At 64.8% G+C, this 19228-nt stretch carries 19 protein-coding genes; 13 read left to right on the top strand and 6 right to left on the bottom strand.

Annotated elements, in window-relative coordinates; all coding sequences use genetic code 11:
- Nucleotides 1-40 precede the first annotated feature (40 nt).
- The 5 genes from VGN72_09055 (at nt 41) to VGN72_09075 (ending at nt 7204) form a co-directional block, all read left to right on the top strand.
- Nucleotides 41-2113 carry a hypothetical protein gene (locus VGN72_09055; protein ID HEV7299497.1) on the top strand — a complete coding sequence of 691 codons (2073 nt, stop codon included), beginning with the start codon at nt 41-43 and terminating at the stop codon, nt 2111-2113.
- Nucleotides 2113-3483 carry a hypothetical protein gene (locus VGN72_09060; GenBank protein ID HEV7299498.1) on the top strand — a complete coding sequence of 457 codons (1371 nt, stop codon included), beginning with the start codon at nt 2113-2115 and terminating at the stop codon, nt 3481-3483. The genes VGN72_09055 and VGN72_09060 overlap by 1 nt, the downstream gene beginning before the upstream one ends.
- Before the next feature lie 84 nt (nt 3484-3567).
- A complete protein-coding gene (locus tag VGN72_09065; protein ID HEV7299499.1) occupies nt 3568-5751 on the top strand; it encodes a sugar-binding protein in 2184 nt (727 codons plus the stop codon).
- 72 nt (nt 5752-5823) lie between these two features.
- Nucleotides 5824-6714 (top strand): nucleoside hydrolase, encoded by an 891-nt coding sequence (locus tag VGN72_09070; GenBank protein ID HEV7299500.1) that lies wholly within the window; start codon nt 5824-5826, stop codon nt 6712-6714.
- Nucleotides 6715-6736: 22 nt separating this feature from the next.
- Nucleotides 6737-7204 (top strand): hypothetical protein, encoded by a 468-nt coding sequence (locus VGN72_09075; protein HEV7299501.1) that lies wholly within the window; start codon nt 6737-6739, stop codon nt 7202-7204.
- A 43-nt stretch (nt 7205-7247) separates the two neighbouring features.
- Here the strand turns inward: VGN72_09075 and VGN72_09080 are convergent, their stop codons facing one another.
- Nucleotides 7248-8258 (bottom strand): NAD-dependent epimerase/dehydratase family protein, encoded by a 1011-nt coding sequence (locus VGN72_09080; GenBank protein HEV7299502.1) that lies wholly within the window; start codon nt 8256-8258, stop codon nt 7248-7250.
- Nucleotides 8259-8336: 78 nt separating this feature from the next.
- On the opposite strand from VGN72_09080, the gene folE reads away from it, so the two are divergent.
- The 3 genes from folE (at nt 8337) to VGN72_09095 (ending at nt 11558) form a co-directional block, all read left to right on the top strand.
- Nucleotides 8337-9008, top strand: coding sequence for a GTP cyclohydrolase I FolE (gene folE, locus VGN72_09085; protein HEV7299503.1), 672 nt, complete (start codon nt 8337-8339; stop codon nt 9006-9008).
- A 105-nt stretch (nt 9009-9113) separates the two neighbouring features.
- Nucleotides 9114-10907, top strand: a complete 1794-nt coding sequence (locus VGN72_09090; GenBank protein HEV7299504.1) for a hypothetical protein — start codon at nt 9114-9116, stop codon at nt 10905-10907.
- A 24-nt stretch (nt 10908-10931) separates the two neighbouring features.
- The gene (locus VGN72_09095; protein HEV7299505.1) at nt 10932-11558 is read left to right on the top strand and encodes a Fe(2+)-trafficking protein; all 627 of its coding nucleotides are present in this window, start codon (nt 10932-10934) and stop codon (nt 11556-11558) included.
- Between the two features lie 158 nt (nt 11559-11716).
- On the opposite strand, the gene VGN72_09100 is transcribed toward VGN72_09095, so the two are convergent.
- Nucleotides 11717-12400 (bottom strand): hypothetical protein, encoded by a 684-nt coding sequence (locus VGN72_09100; GenBank protein HEV7299506.1) that lies wholly within the window; start codon nt 12398-12400, stop codon nt 11717-11719.
- Between the two features lie 746 nt (nt 12401-13146).
- Between VGN72_09100 and VGN72_09105 the strand changes: the two genes are divergently transcribed.
- The 5 genes from VGN72_09105 (at nt 13147) to VGN72_09125 (ending at nt 17067) form a co-directional block, all read left to right on the top strand.
- The gene (locus VGN72_09105; protein HEV7299507.1) at nt 13147-13335 is read left to right on the top strand and encodes a hypothetical protein; all 189 of its coding nucleotides are present in this window, start codon (nt 13147-13149) and stop codon (nt 13333-13335) included.
- Nucleotides 13336-13728: 393 nt separating this feature from the next.
- The gene (locus VGN72_09110) at nt 13729-13998 is read left to right on the top strand and encodes a hypothetical protein (protein HEV7299508.1); all 270 of its coding nucleotides are present in this window, start codon (nt 13729-13731) and stop codon (nt 13996-13998) included.
- A 102-nt stretch (nt 13999-14100) separates the two neighbouring features.
- The gene (locus VGN72_09115; protein HEV7299509.1) at nt 14101-14511 is read left to right on the top strand and encodes a hypothetical protein; all 411 of its coding nucleotides are present in this window, start codon (nt 14101-14103) and stop codon (nt 14509-14511) included.
- Nucleotides 14512-14865: 354 nt separating this feature from the next.
- A complete protein-coding gene (gene galE / locus VGN72_09120) occupies nt 14866-15861 on the top strand; it encodes a UDP-glucose 4-epimerase GalE (GenBank protein HEV7299510.1) in 996 nt (331 codons plus the stop codon).
- A gap of 165 nt (nt 15862-16026) precedes the next feature.
- Nucleotides 16027-17067: a YihY/virulence factor BrkB family protein gene (locus VGN72_09125; protein ID HEV7299511.1), complete on the top strand. Its 1041-nt coding sequence runs from the start codon at nt 16027-16029 to the stop codon at nt 17065-17067.
- Here VGN72_09125 and VGN72_09130 read toward each other — a convergent pair.
- From VGN72_09130 to VGN72_09145, 4 genes are all read right to left on the bottom strand, one after another.
- Nucleotides 17043-17522 carry a hypothetical protein gene (locus VGN72_09130; GenBank protein HEV7299512.1) on the bottom strand — a complete coding sequence of 160 codons (480 nt, stop codon included), beginning with the start codon at nt 17520-17522 and terminating at the stop codon, nt 17043-17045. The genes VGN72_09125 and VGN72_09130 overlap by 25 nt on opposite strands.
- Before the next feature lie 47 nt (nt 17523-17569).
- Nucleotides 17570-18238, bottom strand: coding sequence for a PEGA domain-containing protein (locus VGN72_09135; GenBank protein HEV7299513.1), 669 nt, complete (start codon nt 18236-18238; stop codon nt 17570-17572).
- A 72-nt stretch (nt 18239-18310) separates the two neighbouring features.
- Nucleotides 18311-18559, bottom strand: coding sequence for a hypothetical protein (locus tag VGN72_09140; GenBank protein ID HEV7299514.1), 249 nt, complete (start codon nt 18557-18559; stop codon nt 18311-18313).
- A gap of 73 nt (nt 18560-18632) precedes the next feature.
- Nucleotides 18633-19157: a GNAT family N-acetyltransferase gene (locus tag VGN72_09145; protein ID HEV7299515.1), complete on the bottom strand. Its 525-nt coding sequence runs from the start codon at nt 19155-19157 to the stop codon at nt 18633-18635.
- Between the last annotated feature and the right edge of the window lie 71 nt (nt 19158-19228).

Genomic DNA, 19228 nt, shown 5'->3' on the forward strand with positions numbered 1-19228 from the left:
CATAGGGCCGCTATCGAGACGCAGGATCGAAAGAAACCGAATGGCCGGATTTGAAGAAGAAGTGAACTTGGTCGGCTTTCTCGCCGTGAATGTCATCGTGCTGCTGGGGGCATGGCGGCTCGCCCGCCGAACGGCGTCGGGCGACGATTCGATGCGATGGCTCGACACGCTCACGCTCTGGTTCCTCGTGCAGTACGCCACGATCGGCGTCGCCGGCCTGCTGCATGGCCTGAACGTGCCCGTCGTTTACACGCTTGCGATTGGCTGCGGTGGCGCGATGGCGTGGGCGGGCGGGCGCGGGGCGTTCACTCCCAACGCCCCGCTGTCGGACACGCCCCCGAAGCCGTTGTGGCATTCGCTGATCACGGCAGCGCTACTCGCGTTACCCATCGGGTTTATAGCAGCGTACATCTACGAACAGCGGTTCGTGCCCGTGCTGGCCAACGACACGCTCGCCTACCATCTGCCGGCCGCCGTGCAATGGCTGCAGGAGGGTCGGCTGTCACTGTACGACGTTTGGCACTGGAACCCGGCCAACACGTACTCGCCGCTGGCAGGGTCAACGTTCATCGCCTGGCTGGTGCTGCCGTTCGGCCATGACGTGCTGGCGCGTTTCGTGCAGATCCCGGCGGTCGCGCTCATCGGGGTCGCGACGGTTGCACTTTGCACGGCGATGTCGGTGCCGCGCATGCTCGCAATTGCCATCGCGGCAACGGTCGTCCTGTCGCGGCCGACGATCAGCGAGGCAACGCTGGCGAAGGACGACCTGTTCGTCGTCGCGCTCTTCATCGCGATTATCGCCACGTGCGGTATCGATCGGTTGCGTGCATCCGCGGGCCCGGTGCGCGTCGGCGTGCTGATCGGGCTGTTGCTGGCGATGAAGTACACGGTGCTGCTGATCGTGCCCGTCCTGCTGTTGCTGATCGACGCCCCGCTGCGCGCGGGATGGCGACCCCGTCACTGGCTGACCGCTATCGGGGTCGCGACACTGCTGGCGGGTCCGTGGTACCTGCGAAACTGGCTGCTGACCGGCAACCCGCTCTTCCCGATCGACGTGCGCCCGCTGGGCATTCCGATCTTCGAGGGCATGTTCGCCTCCAGGCGCGATGATGCGCTCGTCTCACCGGCCCTCGTCTGGCGCGTCCTGACCGGCACGTACTTCAGCCTGCCTGCCATCCTGCTGGTGCCGGCGGCCCTGCTGGCTCTGTCAATGATCGCATTCCGTGCCCGTCAACTGCTCGCCAATCCGATGGAGCGCACGCTCCTGATCGGCCCGTTCATCGGCATCGCGCTCTTCGTCGCAGCCGCGCCGTTCGCGGAGTCGCGGTTCCTGTTCCCGCTGTTCGCAATGCTGCTGATCGCCGCCGGCGTAACGATAGCGCGACTGCTGCCGAGCGTCGCGTTCTCGCTACCCGCGGCGTTGTTTCTGCTGGTGCTTGCAATCGCCACTGCGTTCGAGCAATCGCACGTCGGGTCGATCGTTCTATTCGCCACCGCCGGCCTGTTGGTGGCCGTCGCTGCGATGGCGATCGTGGTCGCACGGCGGTTCCTGCCGCGCGTGCAGTGGTATCCGTCGTCGCCGATCGTCGGCGCGGTGGTGGGATCGCTGGCGATCTACGTCTGCTGGCACGCATACGTCGCCGACTACCTCACCGATCGCCCCAACGCCTGGCGCAACATTTTCGGCACCCCGGCCGACGCGTGGGCGTTCGTGAACATGGAGATTCCACCCGAAGCGACGGTCGCGATCGGCAACACGGTGAACGTCTACCCCCTGTTCGGCGACGACAACGCGCGCCGTTTGACGTACGCGCCACTGCGGCCGAACGTGTCGCACGTGCACGATCTGCCACCCTTATACGGCCAAAGCCTGAACGGGGCAGATATCATCCGCCTCATACCGCCGTACACGGTGGCGGGCGCCGAGCGGCACGTGTGGCTGGAGAACCTGCGCGGTGCGGGCGCGCAGTACTTGTACATTGCTAAGCGCGAGGCCATCGCCGAGCCGGTTGAGTTGCAATTCGCGAACGGGCTTGGAGACGTGTTCGTGCCGATCTTCGAGAATGCCGATGCGGTGGTCTACCGAATCGCGTTTCCGACCCAGGACGATTGATGGCGCTTTACTCGCGGTTGCTGTGGTTGTTCGTGCTCGTCTGCCACGCGCTGGCAGCGGGCGCGTGGCTCGCCATGATGCCGGGCGGCTTCGCGATGGCGCACGTTCGCTTCTGGACGAACCGCGCGATGCCCGCGGTTGTGCTGATGGTCATCCTGATCGCGATGGTCGCCGGATTTCGCAAGCGTCTTGGAGTAGCGTGCAGCGTGCTGGTGGGCCTGATGGCGATGTATCTCGCGGCGGCGGTGTGTTGCGTGGGACTGTACCCAATCTCCGGCCGCTATCCAGCACTTGCGTGCATCGTGGCGGCGGGCGTGGTGGCGTTGGCATTGGCACAGTTGCGGCGACACGGGCCGGGCCGAGTTGGGACGGCGATGGCTGTGGCAACCGGTGTCGCCGTGGGCGTGGTGATGACGACCGCGCTGCGGGCGCCGCTGGCGTCGACACGTGCCAGCACTGCCGCGGCGGCGGCGGAAGTCAGCGCAACGACGTTGCTGGCCTTGCCCACGACGACACAACCGTCGCGCGCTGTCGTACGACTGACGAACCACGTGGCGGTGCATCCTGGCGAAGGTTCGCTCGACGTGACGGCCGGCCGGGGGATCATCAGCGTGCACCCGCTGCTCACGTTCACCAGTCGTTCGCCCGACCGGTTCTGGACCTGCTTCGCGCTGCGGGCGCTTCGCGTCGGTCCGCCGCGTCATTTGATGATCCGTGATGCTTCGCACAGCCGCGCCGCACTGCATTACGCCGACGACGGCACGTCATCGCTGCAAGTCGACGCGGCCACCGATGGCGCAGCCGTCCACATCATGGCGACCAGCACGCTGCCGACGGCGATCTACTCGCATCTGAACACGTTCACCGAGATCCACATCGCCGGCCACCGTCGGCTGTCGGTCGCGTTCTCACCATGCCCGCAGGAGCGCATCGCGTTCACGTCGCAGGACGATGCGCCCGCGCGGTTCGCGTACATCGATGCAGATCGACGGTTTCACATTGTGCAGGCGCGGGCGAGCGAGAAGGGACCATTCCGAACGCTGGCGACGGGCCGGTTGAATCCCGACGCGCCATTGACGATGTCCCTGTTCGATGAGGACGGCGACCTGCCGCTGGCGCGCATCACGCTGCACGATTGGGCGGCGCAGGCAAGTACCGCGTTATCGCCGGCGGGCGGCTGGGGCGTGCCGCAGAACGCGATTGAGTTTTCACTGGGCGGACGGGGTGAGCGATCGGTGGCCAGCATGTACATCACGCTCGCCGCAACGAGCGTTGGCCGCGGGTTCGAAAGCGCCGGCCACGTTGCTGGCACGTACGTGAACCGCATCACGCTGGAGACGCCCGCGCCCACTGCAGCGGCCGCTCGGTGAACGTGAGCCCATCCACCGCTTGACAGCGTGCGCGCGTGCGGTGCTAATCGCCGCCTCGCATCCTGCATCTCCGGGAGTTTGAACATGCCGCTACCGCAACCGTTACGTCTTGTTTCGATCGCCGCCCTTACGCTGGCCAGCCTTGCCGCCCTCAACACCGTTCATGCTCAAACCAAACCCGCGCCGCCGCCGCCCGCCATCGCGCTGCCGCAGGTGGGTCAGATTCAAATCGACGGCGCTACGGACGACTGGGCCGACCGCGGCTTGCGGGCCAACGTGCTTACTGAAGCAGCCCCCGATCGCCGGCCGTACGGTGATCATGATGCCACGGTACGGCTGGGCTGGGACGATGAAGGATTGCTGGTGCGCGTGGACGTCATCGACGGCACGCTCGCCGAGTCTGACCGCGACAACACCCTGTGGCTGCGCGACGGCATCGAGCTGTTCATCGCTAACGGGGATGGCACGCGGCGCGTGCAGTTCATCTACGCGCCTGGGCTGGACCCAAATCACCCGCAGCCGCGTACGCAGACGATCGATCACCGCCCCGCCGAAGCGCGTGCCGACGCGCCGACGCAGACCAGCGCCATTGGAAAAACCGATCAAGGTTATGTGCTTGAGGCGCGGGTGCCGTGGGCGCAGCTAGGCATCACCCCGGCGGAGGGCGCCGAGGTGCGCGTGCAGGCGCAGGTGAACGATGTGGACGAGGAATCGCGCAAGCGGCAGCTGCGCCTCTACCCGATCGCCGGGGCGAACAGCGATTCATCGAAGATGATGCTGCTTCGCCTGGCGGACGCGAACGCCGCCCCCACAGTGACCGCGGTCGCCAGCAGTGGCGCGTACGAGCGATTCCGCCGAGCCCGCGTGAACGTCGGCGCGCCGGCTGCGCTGGCGGGCAAGGCCGTAGAAGTGCGCGACGCCGGGAAGGTCGTCGCCACGGGCAAGTTGACCACTCAGGGACGATTGGCGACCGCCAGCCTTGTGCTGCCGATTCCGCGCGATGAGTACGGCACGCTAGAGGTCGCGGTCGATGGCGAGGCTGCCAGCAGCGTCACGCTGCCCGACCTAACCGAGAGCCGCACGAGCGCGATTGAGAACCTGGAGGTTCGCTTTACGCCGTTCGTGTTTCACGGCAAGCAATTCCCACAGGTCGACTTCGAAGACTTCCGCTTCGCTGAAGACCTCATCGGCCCGTACACGATCGAGACGACGTTCTACGATGCGAAGTTCAATCCCGTTACGTCCGCCGAGGCACCTGGGCGCTACGGCGCAGTGGTGTCGATCGTGCCGGACGACGGCCAGCCGCTGAAGCGGTACGTCACGCTGTACCGCGCGCCCGAAGAGGTGAAGTGGCGCAAGGAGACGCTACAGGCCACGATCGAGCTGCCGCCGGGCCTGGGCATCGATCCTGCGGTGGGACGCGATCGGTCGGAAGAGATCGTGGATAACGTGAAGTGGTCGCTGCGGCAGATGACCTCGCAGAACGGCCACCTGGCGATCCTATTGGCCGGCCTTCATGAGATGCAGCCCGGCGAGCCGGCGCTGCAGCGCAACGGCCCGCAGGCGCGCGACGATGCGTACTGGTACGAACTGAAAAAGCGCATCGATCAGCTCGAGCCTTACGAGTACGTTGCGACGCTACCCCATAGCTACGAAACGTCGCCGGACAAAAAGTGGCCGCTGATCCTGTTCCTGCACGGCAGCGGTGAGCGTGGCAGCGACGTGACGAAGGTGCTGAAGCACGGCCCACCGAAGGAGGCCCGCGCCGGCCGCGACTTGCCGTTCGTCATCATCAGCCCGCAGTGCCCCGCACGGCATCGCTGGAACGTGCAGATGGTGCGCGACCTGCTGGACGAGGTGAAGGCCAAATACCGCATCGACCCCGACCGCGTCTACCTCACCGGCCTGTCGATGGGCGGCTTCGGCAGTTGGAGCGTAGCGACGGCATACCCCAACGAGTTCGCTGCCCTCGTGCCCGTGTGCGGCGGGGGTGACCCGAAGGACGTGGCGCGCATCAAAGACATTCCCACTTGGGTCACTCATGGCGGGAAGGATGAGGTCGTCTTCCCTGAAGACAGTTACCGAATGGTGGCGGCGTTGCGGGAGATCGGTGGCCGCGTGCGCTTCACGTTGTTCCCCGAGGCCGACCACGACTCCTGGACCGCCACCTATTCCAACCCGCAACTGTACGAGTGGATGCTGCAGCAGCGCCGCGGCGCGCCGCAGCAACCCCCTGCCACCACGGCCGGCACGCAACCCAGCGAGTAGTCAAAACGTGGGCACCTACGTTACGATCCCGCATCCGGACAGAACAAGCAACGACCGTAAAGGACCCGAATCATGGCCGACCGAATCTCCGTTCTGCTCGACACCGATCCCGGCAGCGACATCGACGACGCCGTCGCTTTGGCCTACCTGCTTCGCCAGCCCCGCTGTGAACTGGTCGGCGTCACCACGGTTAGCGGCGACGTCGCCAAACGGGCCGCGCTCGTTCAGATGCTCTGCGAGACCGCCGGCCAACCAAACGTGCCGATACATGCCGGCCTCAGCGGTTCCCTGCTGCACGGCACGGGCCAACCGAACGTGCCGCAGTACGAGCCGGTGAAGCACCGCCCGCACCGCACCGATTTCCGCAAGGGCACCGCCGTCGAGTTCATGCGCGATACGATCCGCAGTCGGCCGGGCGAGATCACGCTGCTCAGCGTCGGGCCGTTCACGAACGTGGCGACGTTGTTCGCGCTCGATCCAGAGATCCCGTCGCTGCTGAAGGACATGGTCTCGATGGCCGGCGTCTTCAGTCGCCCGCACCCGTGGGGCGACAACGAGTGGAACTGCAAGGTGGACAGCATCGCGACCGCCATCACCTACGCCCGTGTGCCCAAGGGCCACCTGAGCGTCGGCCTCGACGTGACGGCCAAGTGCCAGCTGGACGCCGACGAGGTCAACCAGCGCTTCACCGGGCCGCTGCTCGAGCTGGTCCGCGAGATGAGCACCGCGTGGTTCAGCGGCGATCATAAGCACATGACCTTCCACGACCCCCTGGCCGCGGCGCTGCTGTTCAAGCCCGAGCTGTGCCAGTACGCCACCGGCACGATCACCGTCGAGGTGAATGAAGACAAGAAGCTCGGCGGCCGCACGCCGTTCGTCGCCTCGGCCGACGGCCCTCACCGCATCGCAATGGAAGTGGACCGCGAGGCGTTCTTCGAGGAATACTTCAGCGTGTTCAAGTAAGTGATAATCAAAGGGGAATCACATGAGCACAGAGTTCGCGAAGACACCGGCGATGCTGGATGGCGAGGCGTTGGTTCAGTACCTGCAGACGCGCGATGTGCCATGTCCAGGGTGCGGCTACAACCTGCGACAATTACAATCGGTGATGTGCCCGGAATGTGGGCAACAGCTGAAGCTATCGGTGGGGTTGGTGGACCAGCGGCTGGGCTGGTGGATCACGTGCCTGTTGGGTTGCTGCATTCCCGCAACGTTCGGGGCGTTCACGCTCATTTTTGTGGCCCCTGATGTTCCAACGCGCGAACTTGCGCGCATTCCGTGGCAGATCCTGCTGCTATGGACGTACTTGATCGCGATGATCCCGACGGTGTTCATCCTGATCGTGCGTCGCCGAACGTATCAGCGCATGCCGCACGACCGACAGATCGTGCTCGGGGCCGCGCCGTGGTTCGTGCTGGTGGCCACCGTGCTTTTCATGATGATGCGATTCTAACGTGAGTACGGTGCAGCCAGCGCGTTGACGCGCGGGCGTCACGCTATGCTGTTAATTCCACCGGCTCCACGCCAGCCTTGAGCGCCTGTTCCACCATCGTGTTGTACAGCGCATCCTCCTCGCCGTTCTTCCACGCACCTCGGCGGCGGATGTCGGCCAGCGTCTCGGTGGCGCCGGTCTTCAAATCAATCTCGCAGCGGAACTCGGGCACGTCGCGCTTGGCCTTTTCCGAACTGTACGCGCCGTGGAACGCCGTGATCTCGCGCAGCAGGCCAAACCGCGCCGGATCGTGCGCCGCCACCCACTTGGCAGGCATGTACAATACCTGCGCCGGCTTGCCGATCGCGCGGGCGATCTCGCGGATGTTTTCCGTCCAGGTCATGTTCTGATCGCGCGTGGCGTTGTACGCCTGGCCGTAGGTTTTCGGATTGCCGGCGGCGTAGGCGAACAGCTTGCCGCAGTCGTCGCGGTGCGTGTAGACCCACAGGCCCAGGCCGCCCTCGGTGCAAAGGATCGGCAGGCCCTTACCCACGCGGTCCCAGGAGGCCGGATTCGATTCGAGGTTGTCGATCAGCGGATTGCCCGGTCCGTAGGTGCAGCTGGGCCGCACGATCGTCGTCTTGAACTTGCCCGCCGCATGGGCCTTCATGAAGATCTGCTCGCACTCGAGCTTACCGCGGCCGTAACCGCTGATCGGCTCCTGCGGAAACGTCTCATCCACCAGCACGGTCGGCGGCACCTTCGTGCCGTACGTGCACACGGTCGAACAGAAGATGAACTGCTCGCACCGCCCGCCGAACGCCGCGACGCTGGCGCGGGCCTGGTCGGGATTGAAGCAGATCATGTCGATGACGACGTCGTAGCGGTCATTTTTGAAAGTATTGACAAATTCATCCACCGCGTTGCGATCGCCGACCATCGTCTTCACGCCCGCCGGCAGCGTGTTTTCCCGCTTGCTGCGGTTGAAAACGGTGACGTCCGCCCGGCGGTTCAGCAGGTGCTTGACGATGCCGGTACTGATCAATCCCGTGCCGCCGATGAGGAGTGCTCGCATGCCTCAAGCATACGCCCGCACACGCCCATGCCGCAACCGCCGACCGCTTGGCCTATAATGCCGCACAGGAGAGATTCGATGAGCCTTCCCACCAGCAACGACAAGCCCACAACCGACATGGCCCACGACGACGTGCTCGACGACGCCAGCGACGCCGCGCCCTTGCCGGTCGCGCCACTGGACTACCCGCGCATCGAAAAGGCCGTGCGCGAGATTTTGATCGCCATCGGCGAAGACCCCGACCGCGAGGGCCTGCTGAAGACGCCCAACCGCGTCGCCCGCGCCTATGGCGAGCTGATGGCCGGCCTGCACACCGACCCGCGCCTGCACCTGAAGACCGTCTTCACCGAACAGTACGACGAGGTCGTGCTGCTGCGCGACATCGAGTTCCACAGCCTCTGCGAGCACCACCTGCTGCCGTTCACCGGCCGAGCGCACGTCGCTTACATGCCGCAGGGCAAGGTCGTCGGCCTCTCGAAACTCGCGCGATTGGTCGAAGGCTACGCCCGCCGCCCGCAGGTGCAGGAACGGTTGACCACGCAGATCGCCGACGCGTTGATGTCCGAACTGGCCCCGCTGGGCGCCGCCTGCGTCATCGAGGCCGTCCACACCTGCATGACGATCCGGGGCGCCAAGAAGCACGGCAGCACCATGGTCACCAGCGCCCTCCGCGGCAGCTTCAAGCGCGACGCGCGCAGCCGCGCCGAGGTGCTCTCGCTGATGCATGGGGGAAGTCCCGGCAACCGTTAGAATGGGCCGCACACGCACATGGTCGTCCGTCGGTCGCGCGGGCGGCACTGGTTTCGCCGTGGCCGACCAGCGCTAGTAGGCACAACGGGGGCGGATGGAATGGTGATGGCATTTCCGAAGGTGGCAGCTTGGACCCTGCGGGCCGTGCTGTTGTTGGTGGCGGTTTGGTTTGGATCCGCACTGAACGGCACCGAAGGCGCGTCGCGTTACCTTCCGCTGATACCCATCCTTTTGATCGGGATGCTGCCCCAGGTCTCGTCGCGAATCTGGAAGGTCCAGCAACGGTTGCGCGATCCGTCCCGCGACGCGACGCGAATGACGACCATAGCGATCGGGGCGCTGACGTGCATCTATCTCTACGCGAACGCGGTCTACATCGACCGCGAGTTGCATCCGCGAATGCACGATGAGTTCATGCACCTCCTGCAAATACGCATGATGGCGCACGGGGCGCTTTGGCTACCGTCGCATCCGCTCGCCGACTTCTTCGAATCGTTCCACATCTTCGTGAAGCCGGTCTACGCCTCGATGTACTTCCCGGGTGGCAGCCTCTTCTACCTCCCAACCATCTGGTTTGGGCTCGATCCGTGGCTCATGCCCTTACTGACCGTCTCCGCGATCGTCGCGATAACCTATTGGGTCGTGCGAGAACTGATCGACGGTGAAGCGGGCATCCTGGCCGCCATGTGGATGATCGCGCTGGCACCCTTCCGGATGACCGCGTTCATGGTCATGTCGCACCAGGTCATGCTAATTCTGGGTTTGCTCGCGTTCGTCGCGTGGATCCGATGGCGCCGCACGATGCACATGGGTTGGGTGGCGGTGATCGGGGCCTTGGGCGGATGGGCGGCCATCACGCGCCCGGTCGACGCGCTGTGCTACCTGGTGCCGATCGGCATAGCGATGTTCGTTCGATTGGTGCGCGAACCTCGTGATGGCGTCGAGGTCGCTCGCGTCAGTCGCATCGCGCTCACCGCAGGCCTGCTTGTCGTCTCTGCGGCGCCGTTTCTGTCGCTGCAGTTGGTGCTCAACCATGGGTTGACCGGTTCGTGGTCGACGATGCCGTGGGACGAGTACGTGCGCATCAACCAGCCCCAGTTCGGGTATCTGGAAAGCACGTTCGACCCCACGGTGCGCCCGCAGACGGCGCTGCTGCAAAAGGTTGAGTATTACGATACTGGCGTGGTCCCGCTGATTCGGAACCGTGCCGAGCTAGGACACGCGAAGATCTGGTGGCGAGAGAAGCTGTCCGTGTTCGTGGGTGCAACCCTGCCTGCTGCGCCGCTGCTCGTGCCGCTCTTCCTGGGCTTCACCGGGCTCACCACCGCGCGTCGCTGGACGCTCTTGGCAGCGTTGCTCCTGTTCGTCTTGCTGTACACACCGTACGCGCACCTGTTGCCCCAATACTCGAACCTCGTCGTGCCGGCGATCGCAATGCTGGCCATGCTGGGCCTGCGTGACGTTGAGCAATGGTTCCCGCGTCACCGCGCGACCGTTGCCACGCTGTTGTTCCTGTCGACGACGTATGCGCTGATAATCGCGCTGCCGCAAACAAAGTCGAACAACGAAGCTGAGGCCATGGACTGGCCCACCATGCGGGCCGTTCACTACGCCCTGCCCGACGCCGTCGACGCCCCCGCCATCGTCCTCTTTCGCTACACGCCCGGTTATGCCACGCCCCACGAGGAACCCGTCTACAACGTCACCACCGCCTGGCCAGACGACGCCGCCATCATCCGTGCACACGATTTGGGCGATCGCAATGCCGAGCTGTTCGCCTACTATGCGCAGCGGCAGCCCGACCGGAACGTCTACCGGTTCGACCGCGCCACAGGCCAGCTCACGTTCCTCGGCCGGGCGCGCGACCTTGCACCGACGTCGGGCTCGCCCCTAAAGTAGCCGCTCAACACGAAGGACCAGCCCATGCCGACCTCACAGGAACGTATCGATCAATTCAAGAAGATGGCCGCCGACGACCCGAAGAACGAGCTGGGGCACTTCTCGCTCGGCCGCGCGTATCTGGACGCGGGCCAGTACAACGAGGCCGTCAAGTCGTTCGAGCACACGCTCGTGCTCAACAACAAGCTCTCCAAGGCCTACCAGCTCATCGCCACCGCTCTGCTCAAGCAGGACCTCAAGAGCGAAGCCATCGACCGCCTCACGCAGGGCGTGCTGCTCGCCGACGAGCGCGGCGACGTGCTGCCGCGCAACGAGATGGTCAAGATGCTCGAGGAACTGGGCGCCCCCGTGCCCATGCTGAAGAGCGCCAACCGCACCATCGAGGTTGGCGAAGGCCAGGTGCTCGACCGCCGCACCGGCCAGCCCGGCACAAAGCTGCCGCGGCCGCCGTTCAGCAACAAGATGGGCCAGATGATCTACGCGAACGTGTCGGCCGAAAGCTGGCGCGAGTGGATCGGCATGGGCACGAAGGTCATCAACGAACTCCGCCTGCCCCTCTCCGATCCGCAGGCCCAGAAGGTCTTCGACGAACACATGCTCGACTTCCTGAACCTGAAGGACGTGTGGGAGGAATGGCGGGCCAAGCCGTAACGCGTCGCCCGCACGAGCCGGACGCGTTAGCGACGAATTCCAGATCCCGGTCGCTCACGCTCGCGGCTCGTCAGTACGGAGCGCGGAAGGACCAACAAAGAAGCGGCGCGCCACACAGGCCGCGCCGCTTCTTCATTCAGACTTCATCCTTCTGCCACTCACGCCGCCTTCGCCCCCACGCCGCCGAACTGCACGCGGGTAGGTACGGGCAAACTCACCGGCCCCGCCTCCTGGCGGCGGGATACCCAAGCCGCGCACAGCCAAACCATCGTGCCGGGCGCCACGCTGTCGGGCAGGGTGATTTTGTAGCCCGGCCGCGTCGCGGCACCGGCAAATTCCCAGTCGCCAGGGTTCTGCGAGTACGTCTCGCCCGCGAACCAGTAGACCCACGCCGCCACCGCGCCGGCCGCCTTGCCGCGCTTCGTCGTCTTGTCGTGCACGTCCACGGTGATCGTCCGGCCCGTCGTGTCCGTAATGTCCACGCCAGGCGACACCGCGATCGGCGGCTGCGGGCTGGGCTGCTTGTAGATCGGCAGGCCCAGCTGCGTGCGCATCGGGTCGGTCGTGCCCGGGTGCCGCTGCACCACGCCCGCCAACGCCCGCAAATCGGCGGTCAACTGTCGTTTGGCGATGTGAAGCTCGTCGACCTTCACCGGCGTGCGAAACTCGTTGTTCTCGCATTGCGCGAGCAGCTCATCGAACACGGTGAACCGAGCACCGAACGTCGCGACTTGCAAAGGAGCCAGCCCGGCCGCTGCGCCCATCGTGTCGATGCCGGTCTTGAACGTCAGGCAGTACGCGCGAAACTTCGCGTTGCCGGTTGGGAAGAAATTGCCGCTCATGGTGTACCTCGGGTCAGGCGTCCGCCGTCCCGTCGCGCGCACCACCCGGACCACCCGGACGAGCCACGACATCGCGAGGACACCCCTCCCATCGTCGTTCGGCCTGCCCCACTTAATCGGAATTCGCCAGCCCCCGCGCGGATCGATGCACGTCCAAGAATACCGCCCGTCCCACCCTCCCCACCCCCCTCGCGCCGCCCCGCGCAACTCCGCACGCCCCCTGCGGAACGCCGCACGCCCCCCTGCGGAACTCCGCTCACCCCCGTTCGGATCTCCGCACGCCCCCCTGCGGAACTCCGCTCGCCCCCGTTCGGATCTCCACACGAGGGCGCGCGCATGTCCGCCTGTGTCCTTTAGAGCAGGGCGCACCTTGCCGTAGCGTTCGGGTGCCACGGTTTGGTACGCCAAGCCGTGTCTCGGGCGTGCGGCAGGCACGGCTTGGCGTACCAAACCGTGGCACCCAGCGGGCTCTCGCGACGCGAAAGTGTCCCACCCGGCCATGGTTAGACCACGCCAAACGGTTGGACGGTAGACGTTTGTTTATCAGGTGGATCGACCAGATAATGGAGGGCATGCCGCAGGAAGCCGAAAACCGACCGGTGCTGGATTACGCTCGATCCCGCACTCGGCTCGCGATGCACTGGCCGACGGCCGCCGCTGTCGCCGCTGTCGGAGTTGCGCTGAACGCTCTTCCGCTCTTCCGCACTAGCATTCCTCCGATCGGGGAGCGGCGGATCTCGGTTACCATGGAGGACATGCTCGGGTGGCCGTGGGTGTTCCTGTGGTACGGCGGCGGGTACAGCAGCGAGGTCGTCATCCTTTGGCCGTACCTCCTGTTCGATGTCACGTTGCTTGCGGGCCTCGCCCTTGCCACGGGCCACGCGGCCTGTCGCATAACCCGCCGCAGCAGCGGACCGGTGACGATAGTAAACTGAACGGAGCCGGGTGCCACGGTACGATACACCGTGCCGGGGTGAGGAAAAGGGGACATCCAGAATATCCACGCCCGACCGTTGACGGCCCAACACCGCCCACGGATATTCTGGATGTCCCCTTTTCTGGTCCCCCTTTTCTGGTCCTCCGCCGCGTCAACGACCTGCGTCCCACCCCCCGCCCCTGCCCTAACGCCCCGACGTTTGACATTCCCCCCACCCGCGCCGATTATCATGCCAACGGCCATGCGCCGGTCGGCCATTGCACCGCCCCCCGTCGGGGCCCCGGCCCGTAACCCCGTGCGGCGCACGCGTTGGTCAACCCATCGTCCCGACCCCGGCCGGCATGCTAATTTGCGCCGTCGGTCAGGCTAATAGTAGTTATCCCGCCTCACGATGACGCTCATTGAGACCCATTCCGGCGAGAGCGATGCCGAGTTGCGGGTAGTCACCGACGGCATTCTGCAAACACTGAACCCCGAGAAGCCCAACTGGTGGCATCCCTACGAGCTACGCGGGACGTATCGCCGCGACGGCAAGATGTTTCGCGAGTTCTTCTGCGTCGCTGGCAGCGTTCAGATTTGGCTCTGGAAACTCGCGGGTGAGAATCGGACGCGCGAAGTCCTGATGGTCGAAGACGACGCGGCGGAACGGCCGGCGGTATAACCCGGCAATGCAACGGACCGTGCCGGCGGTATAGTTACTGGTGGTCGCGAGTCGCGCGTGCGCCGGCCCGGCCGTTGATCGCCATCACGTTATACCGCACAAATGTCGCGTCCTTACAAAGTCGCAATCGTTGTTGACCGTGAGTTCGGTAGCCGGCTCGACGCGGTGGCGAAGCAGCTCCACGTATGGATTTGTGATTCGCCAACCAATCGAGCGGCTTTCGATGCGGTGCATCGTTCAAGGGGGGAATGGCGTTATGATCTTGAATCCGGTGTGACGATTTTCAAGTGCGATCCCATTGAATCTGCCGAGGACGCGCTGATCGCCGTTCTTGGTGCGGTTGACTTGCATCACGGCGGTTATTCGCACGACCCTCCTTGGTCGGGTATCGACGTTTTTGGTTGTGCTGCTACGCCGCGCGTGCGAGACGCGTTTGCGGAGTATGGCGCGAATGTAACCAGTGAGACCGCAGATGGATTCGAAGCGCGGCGGCCATCCGGCAGTGCGGTATAACCACCCGACTATGAATCCCGTTTGGGGTCAAGGGTGAAGTTGGCGCGCACCGCATTTGGCCTCCCTCTCTTACCAGACGCATTTCGCTTCCGTGGTCGGGTTCGGTGCTTCACCTTAGCGGCCGGTGCGCTTCAGACGACTATTCGATGTTCATCGAAACGCCTTCATCGGTTCCGAGCCTCATTCACCCAGGCAAAAGCCCGTCGCCTCATTCGCTGCATCGGACGTCCCCGTTGCTTGCGCACGGGATATCCCGCCCGTGTTGATGTGCGTTGCGTCATTTCGAATCGTTCCGCCCGCACGGCTTCTGCCCTATACTTCCCGCTCGTCAACGAACCTTCGGAGAACTGAAACATGAACGTCCTTGTCGCGGGTGGAGCGGGTTATATCGGGTCGCACACGGTGAAGCGGTTGAAGGAGGCGGGGCACAAGCCCGTCATCTACGACAATCTCTCGCGCGGGCATCAGGCGGTGGCGAAGATTTTGGACGTGCCGGTCGTCTGGGCGGATCTGAACGATTCGCTGGCGCTGATGGATGCGCTGCGGACCCACAAGATCGACACCGTCATGCACTTCGCGGCGTTCGCGTACGTGGGCGAGAGCGTGGACGAGCCGCTGCGCTATTACCAGAACAACGTGGCCACCACGGTGAACGTGCTGCGCGTGATGCAGGAGGCGGGCGTGAACCGCTTCGTCTTCAGCAGCACCTGCGCCACCTACGGCGACCCGCCGAGCGTGCCGATTACCGAGGACATGCCGAAGAACCCGGTCAGCCCGTACGGCCACAGCAAGCTGATGGTCGAGCGCATCCTGATGGACCTGGCCAACGGCAAGTGGACCGACTTCAAGTTCGCGGCCCTCCGCTACTTCAACGCCAGCGGCTGCTCGATGGATGGCAGCATCGGGGAGGACCACGATCCGGAGACGCATTTAATCCCCGTCGTGCTGCAAGCCATCATGGGCGTGCGGCCGGGCATCACCGTCTTCGGCACCGACTACCCCACGCCCGACGGCACCAACGTGCGCGATTACATCCACGTGGAAGATCTGGCCGATGCCCACATCCTGGCGATGGAGAAGCTGGACAGCATTAAGAAGGTCTTCGCGAACCTGGGCACGGGCAAGGGGTTCAGCGTGAAGGAGATCATCGCGACGGCCGAGCAGGTGACGGGGAAGAAGGCCCCGGTGACGTATGGCCCAAGGCGGCCGGGCGATGCGATCGCGCTGTATGCGAATCCGAAGCTGGCGAAGGACGTGCTGGGCTGGGAGGCGAAGCACAAGGACCCGCTGTCGATCGTGCAGAGCGCGTGGAACTGGCATAAGGATCATCCGCGCGGGTACGAGCGGTAAGGCAGAGATTAGAACAAAGATTACGCAGATGACGCAGATTTGGGTTCAACCAGTCTGCGCAATCTGCGTAATCTTTGTTCCCTGATGCTTATTCTCCTGAATTCACGATGTTCCTCGCTGTTCACCCTCTTTCCCGCGTCCCTGTCGTAGACGACAATTACATCCATGGCCCGCCTGCGTGATGTGCCGACGATCGTGCGCGAAGTGGGCGTCGTGCCGTTCGCCAAGCGCGTCTGGTTCGAGACGCTGGACGATCACCTGCCGATGTTCGCCGGCACGCTGGCGTACGCGTGGCTGCTGGCGTTGTTTCCGTTCGTCATTCTGATCTTGAACGTCGTGCCGCTGTTGCCGGGGGCCACGCATCGGGATGTGGCGGTGGATACGTCCGTCATCCTGCACGCCCTGCTGCCCGACCGACTGGCCGACGCCGTCTGGAGCAACGCGACCAATCTCGGCGCTGCCGACCGATCGCGGCGAAGCACAGGATGGGTGGTGCTCGGCAGTTTGCTGGCGACGCTGTGGATCGCCAGCGGTGGCGTGACGGCGACGATGGCGGCGCTGGACAAGTGCTACGAGCTGAAGCAGGTGCGCGCGTACCACAAGCGCCGGCCGATGGCATTCGGGCTGACGATCGTCATGGCGCTGCTGGCCATCGGCGTGACGACGCTGCTGACCACCGGGCCCGCCGGCCGGCAATGGATCGCCGACCAGTTCAGCCGTGGCGTGGCGATCCCGCTGATCTTCTGCTTCGACCTGATTCGCGGAGCGATCGCGCTCGGGGCCGTGATGTTCCTGGTGGGCCTGATGTACCACTTCGGCCCCTGCGTGAAGCGTCCTTACCGCCCCGCCACGCCGGGCGCCATTTTCGTGATGGTCGTCTGGCTCCTGCTGGGCCTGGCGTTCAAGGAATACGTGAACCGCTTCAGCGGCAGCCGCTACGAGGAGAACTACGGCGCCGCCGGTTGGGTCGTCATCCTGCTGGTCGTGCTGTACCTGGACGCGCTGGTGCTCTTGATCGGCGCTGAGATCAACAGCGAGATGGACTTCGCGATTCTGAAGGTGCCGCGCGGTTCCAGGAATTACATGCAGGCCGAGCGGGCGCGGACGAATGGAACCGAAGCAGCGGTGCCGTCGAAGGGAACGGAAGCGGACCTGTGCCTGCCAGACGCCCCGCGGCCGACTCAGGACAGCGCGCCGGTATCGTGACGCCTGCGGAACGGGTTCGGCACGCGATGCCACATCCAGAGCCCGCCTGCGACCGACGCAGCGCCGAGGGTGACCATCAGCGCGATCGGCACACCCAGCGCACGCAGTTCACCTGCATCGCCGGTGGGTTCGAGCCAGCCAACACCGATGTACGCGCCATTGGCGATCAGGCAGAAGCCGCAGAAGAACCGCAGCCACGCCGGCAACGATTTGCGGATGCCCCGCACGACGCCGCAGAGCATCACCGGCAACAGCACGCCCCACACCGGCCCGCCGGCGACGATGAACGTCCGGCTGGCGCCACCCGTGACATCGGTTCTCGAGAACCCCCAGAGCGGCAGGACGACGCGATCGACCGTGCCACCAACGAGCCACGCGTGCAACACGTGCCCCGCCTCGTGCGTCGCCATGAACGCCAGCCACGACGCGTAGATGCCAGCGAGCGTCGCCAGCATCCGCCGAACCAACCACCCGTTGATGGGATGCCGAGATGATCCAGAAGTCACTTCGTGCCCAGGCGGTTCTGCAGTTCGTCGATCAGCTCCTGGTCACCCGTAAACACGCGGTCGTACGGTTCCCACATGCCGGGCACCTCGGAGCGTTCGGAGACGATCTTCACCTTGTAGACCAGCGGCTCGGCTTGGGCGATCGTGCCGATGAAGTAGGTGCGGACCGAGAACTCACCGCGGCCCGGGGTGCGGAAGGTGCGCGTGAGGCCGACGCTGCGCAGGTAGCCGCTGGCCTGGTCCATCTGTTCGAGGTTGGAGTAGCGCGTGGTGACGGAATCGATCATGCGCTGCCACGCCGCCGCCTTGTCGAACTGCTTGTCGACCTGGATGCGCCGCCAGTTGTTGGCGGCGTCGGAGACGGTGGTCTGCGTGTAGGCCTGATCGGGGATGAGGTCGAAGTTGACGTACCCTCGCTTGGCGATCGCACTGCCCGAGGCCACCGTCTGCGACGCGCCGATGTAGCCGACCTTGTTGGCCGACACCTCGTAGAAGCTCTTCTTGCCAAAGTCGAACTTGGCCGGCGTGGGGGTGGTGCCGACGGCGTTGCCATCGACCATCACTGTTGCGCCGGGCGGCGTGCTGCGCACCTGCAGCGTCGTCGGCCCGCACCCGATCGCCAGCACTAACATCGACAACACGACCCCGCAACGCAGCGCAACCATGGCGCCTCCCTTGAACGTAAGATAAGGATGCGAATCCCTCGCGTCGCGCCAGGCCGGCGCGACGGCGATCGATCACTTGCCCGGCTTCAGGTCGGACGGCAGGTCGCCGGCCTTGACCTTCCGCACCGCCGCCGACGACAGCATGACCGTGTCGGCCGTGCGCAGGTCGACGAACGTCACGCTGCCGGAGCTCACCTTGTAGCTGTTGGTATAGTACGGCCGATCGGGCGCGCCCGGCTCGACCACGCGGTAGTACGTCGGCGCGCAGCCCGCGCCGATGCAGATCATCACGCCGCACATCAGTCCCGTCACTCGCTTCATCGAATACCTCGGTGATTTGATGGCCCCAAACGATGCGCCGTCGCAACCCCATTGCGCTCGGCCGGCACAGGTGCTACCCCGACTTCCGGCGATCGCCGTCGTCGGCCCCGCGCGAGTAGAAGTCGAGGTAGAAGTATGACATTTCCTTGCCTGCGATCGTTTTACTCCGATTCAGGCGGAAATGGAATTTTTCCAGAAGTTTCACTGCCGGCAGCGTGCCCACGCTGGTGCCGAGGGCAACCTTCAGGTGGCCGATCTCCTGGCAGAACGCGATCGCGTGCACAAGCAACTTCGACCCGATGCCGCGCCGCTGCGCGTCGGCCCGCACGCGCAGTCGGCGGATCTCGCCGACGCCCTCTTCCAAGTGCTGCACGCCGATCATGCCCACGATCTCACCGACCTCGTTCACGGCGACCCAGAACCCATTGCCGCCATCCACCGCGTAGGCGCGTTCGATGTCGTCGATGTCCAGCCCCGTATCGTTCGCCGCAAGCTTCGCCCCGGCGACCATGCCGTCAAGATAGAGCCGTCTGCACGCCACCTGATCCTGTGGTTGATAAGCACGAATGGTGACGGGAATGTCAGGAAGGTCGGCCACGATCCACATTGTAACAAGGAGCGAACCGATGGGGAGGAAAGTGGGACGGAAATGCGGAGTGCGGATTGGAA

It is taken from the genome of Tepidisphaeraceae bacterium (assembly GCA_035998445.1).
Classification (GTDB): domain Bacteria; phylum Planctomycetota; class Phycisphaerae; order Tepidisphaerales; family Tepidisphaeraceae; genus DASYHQ01.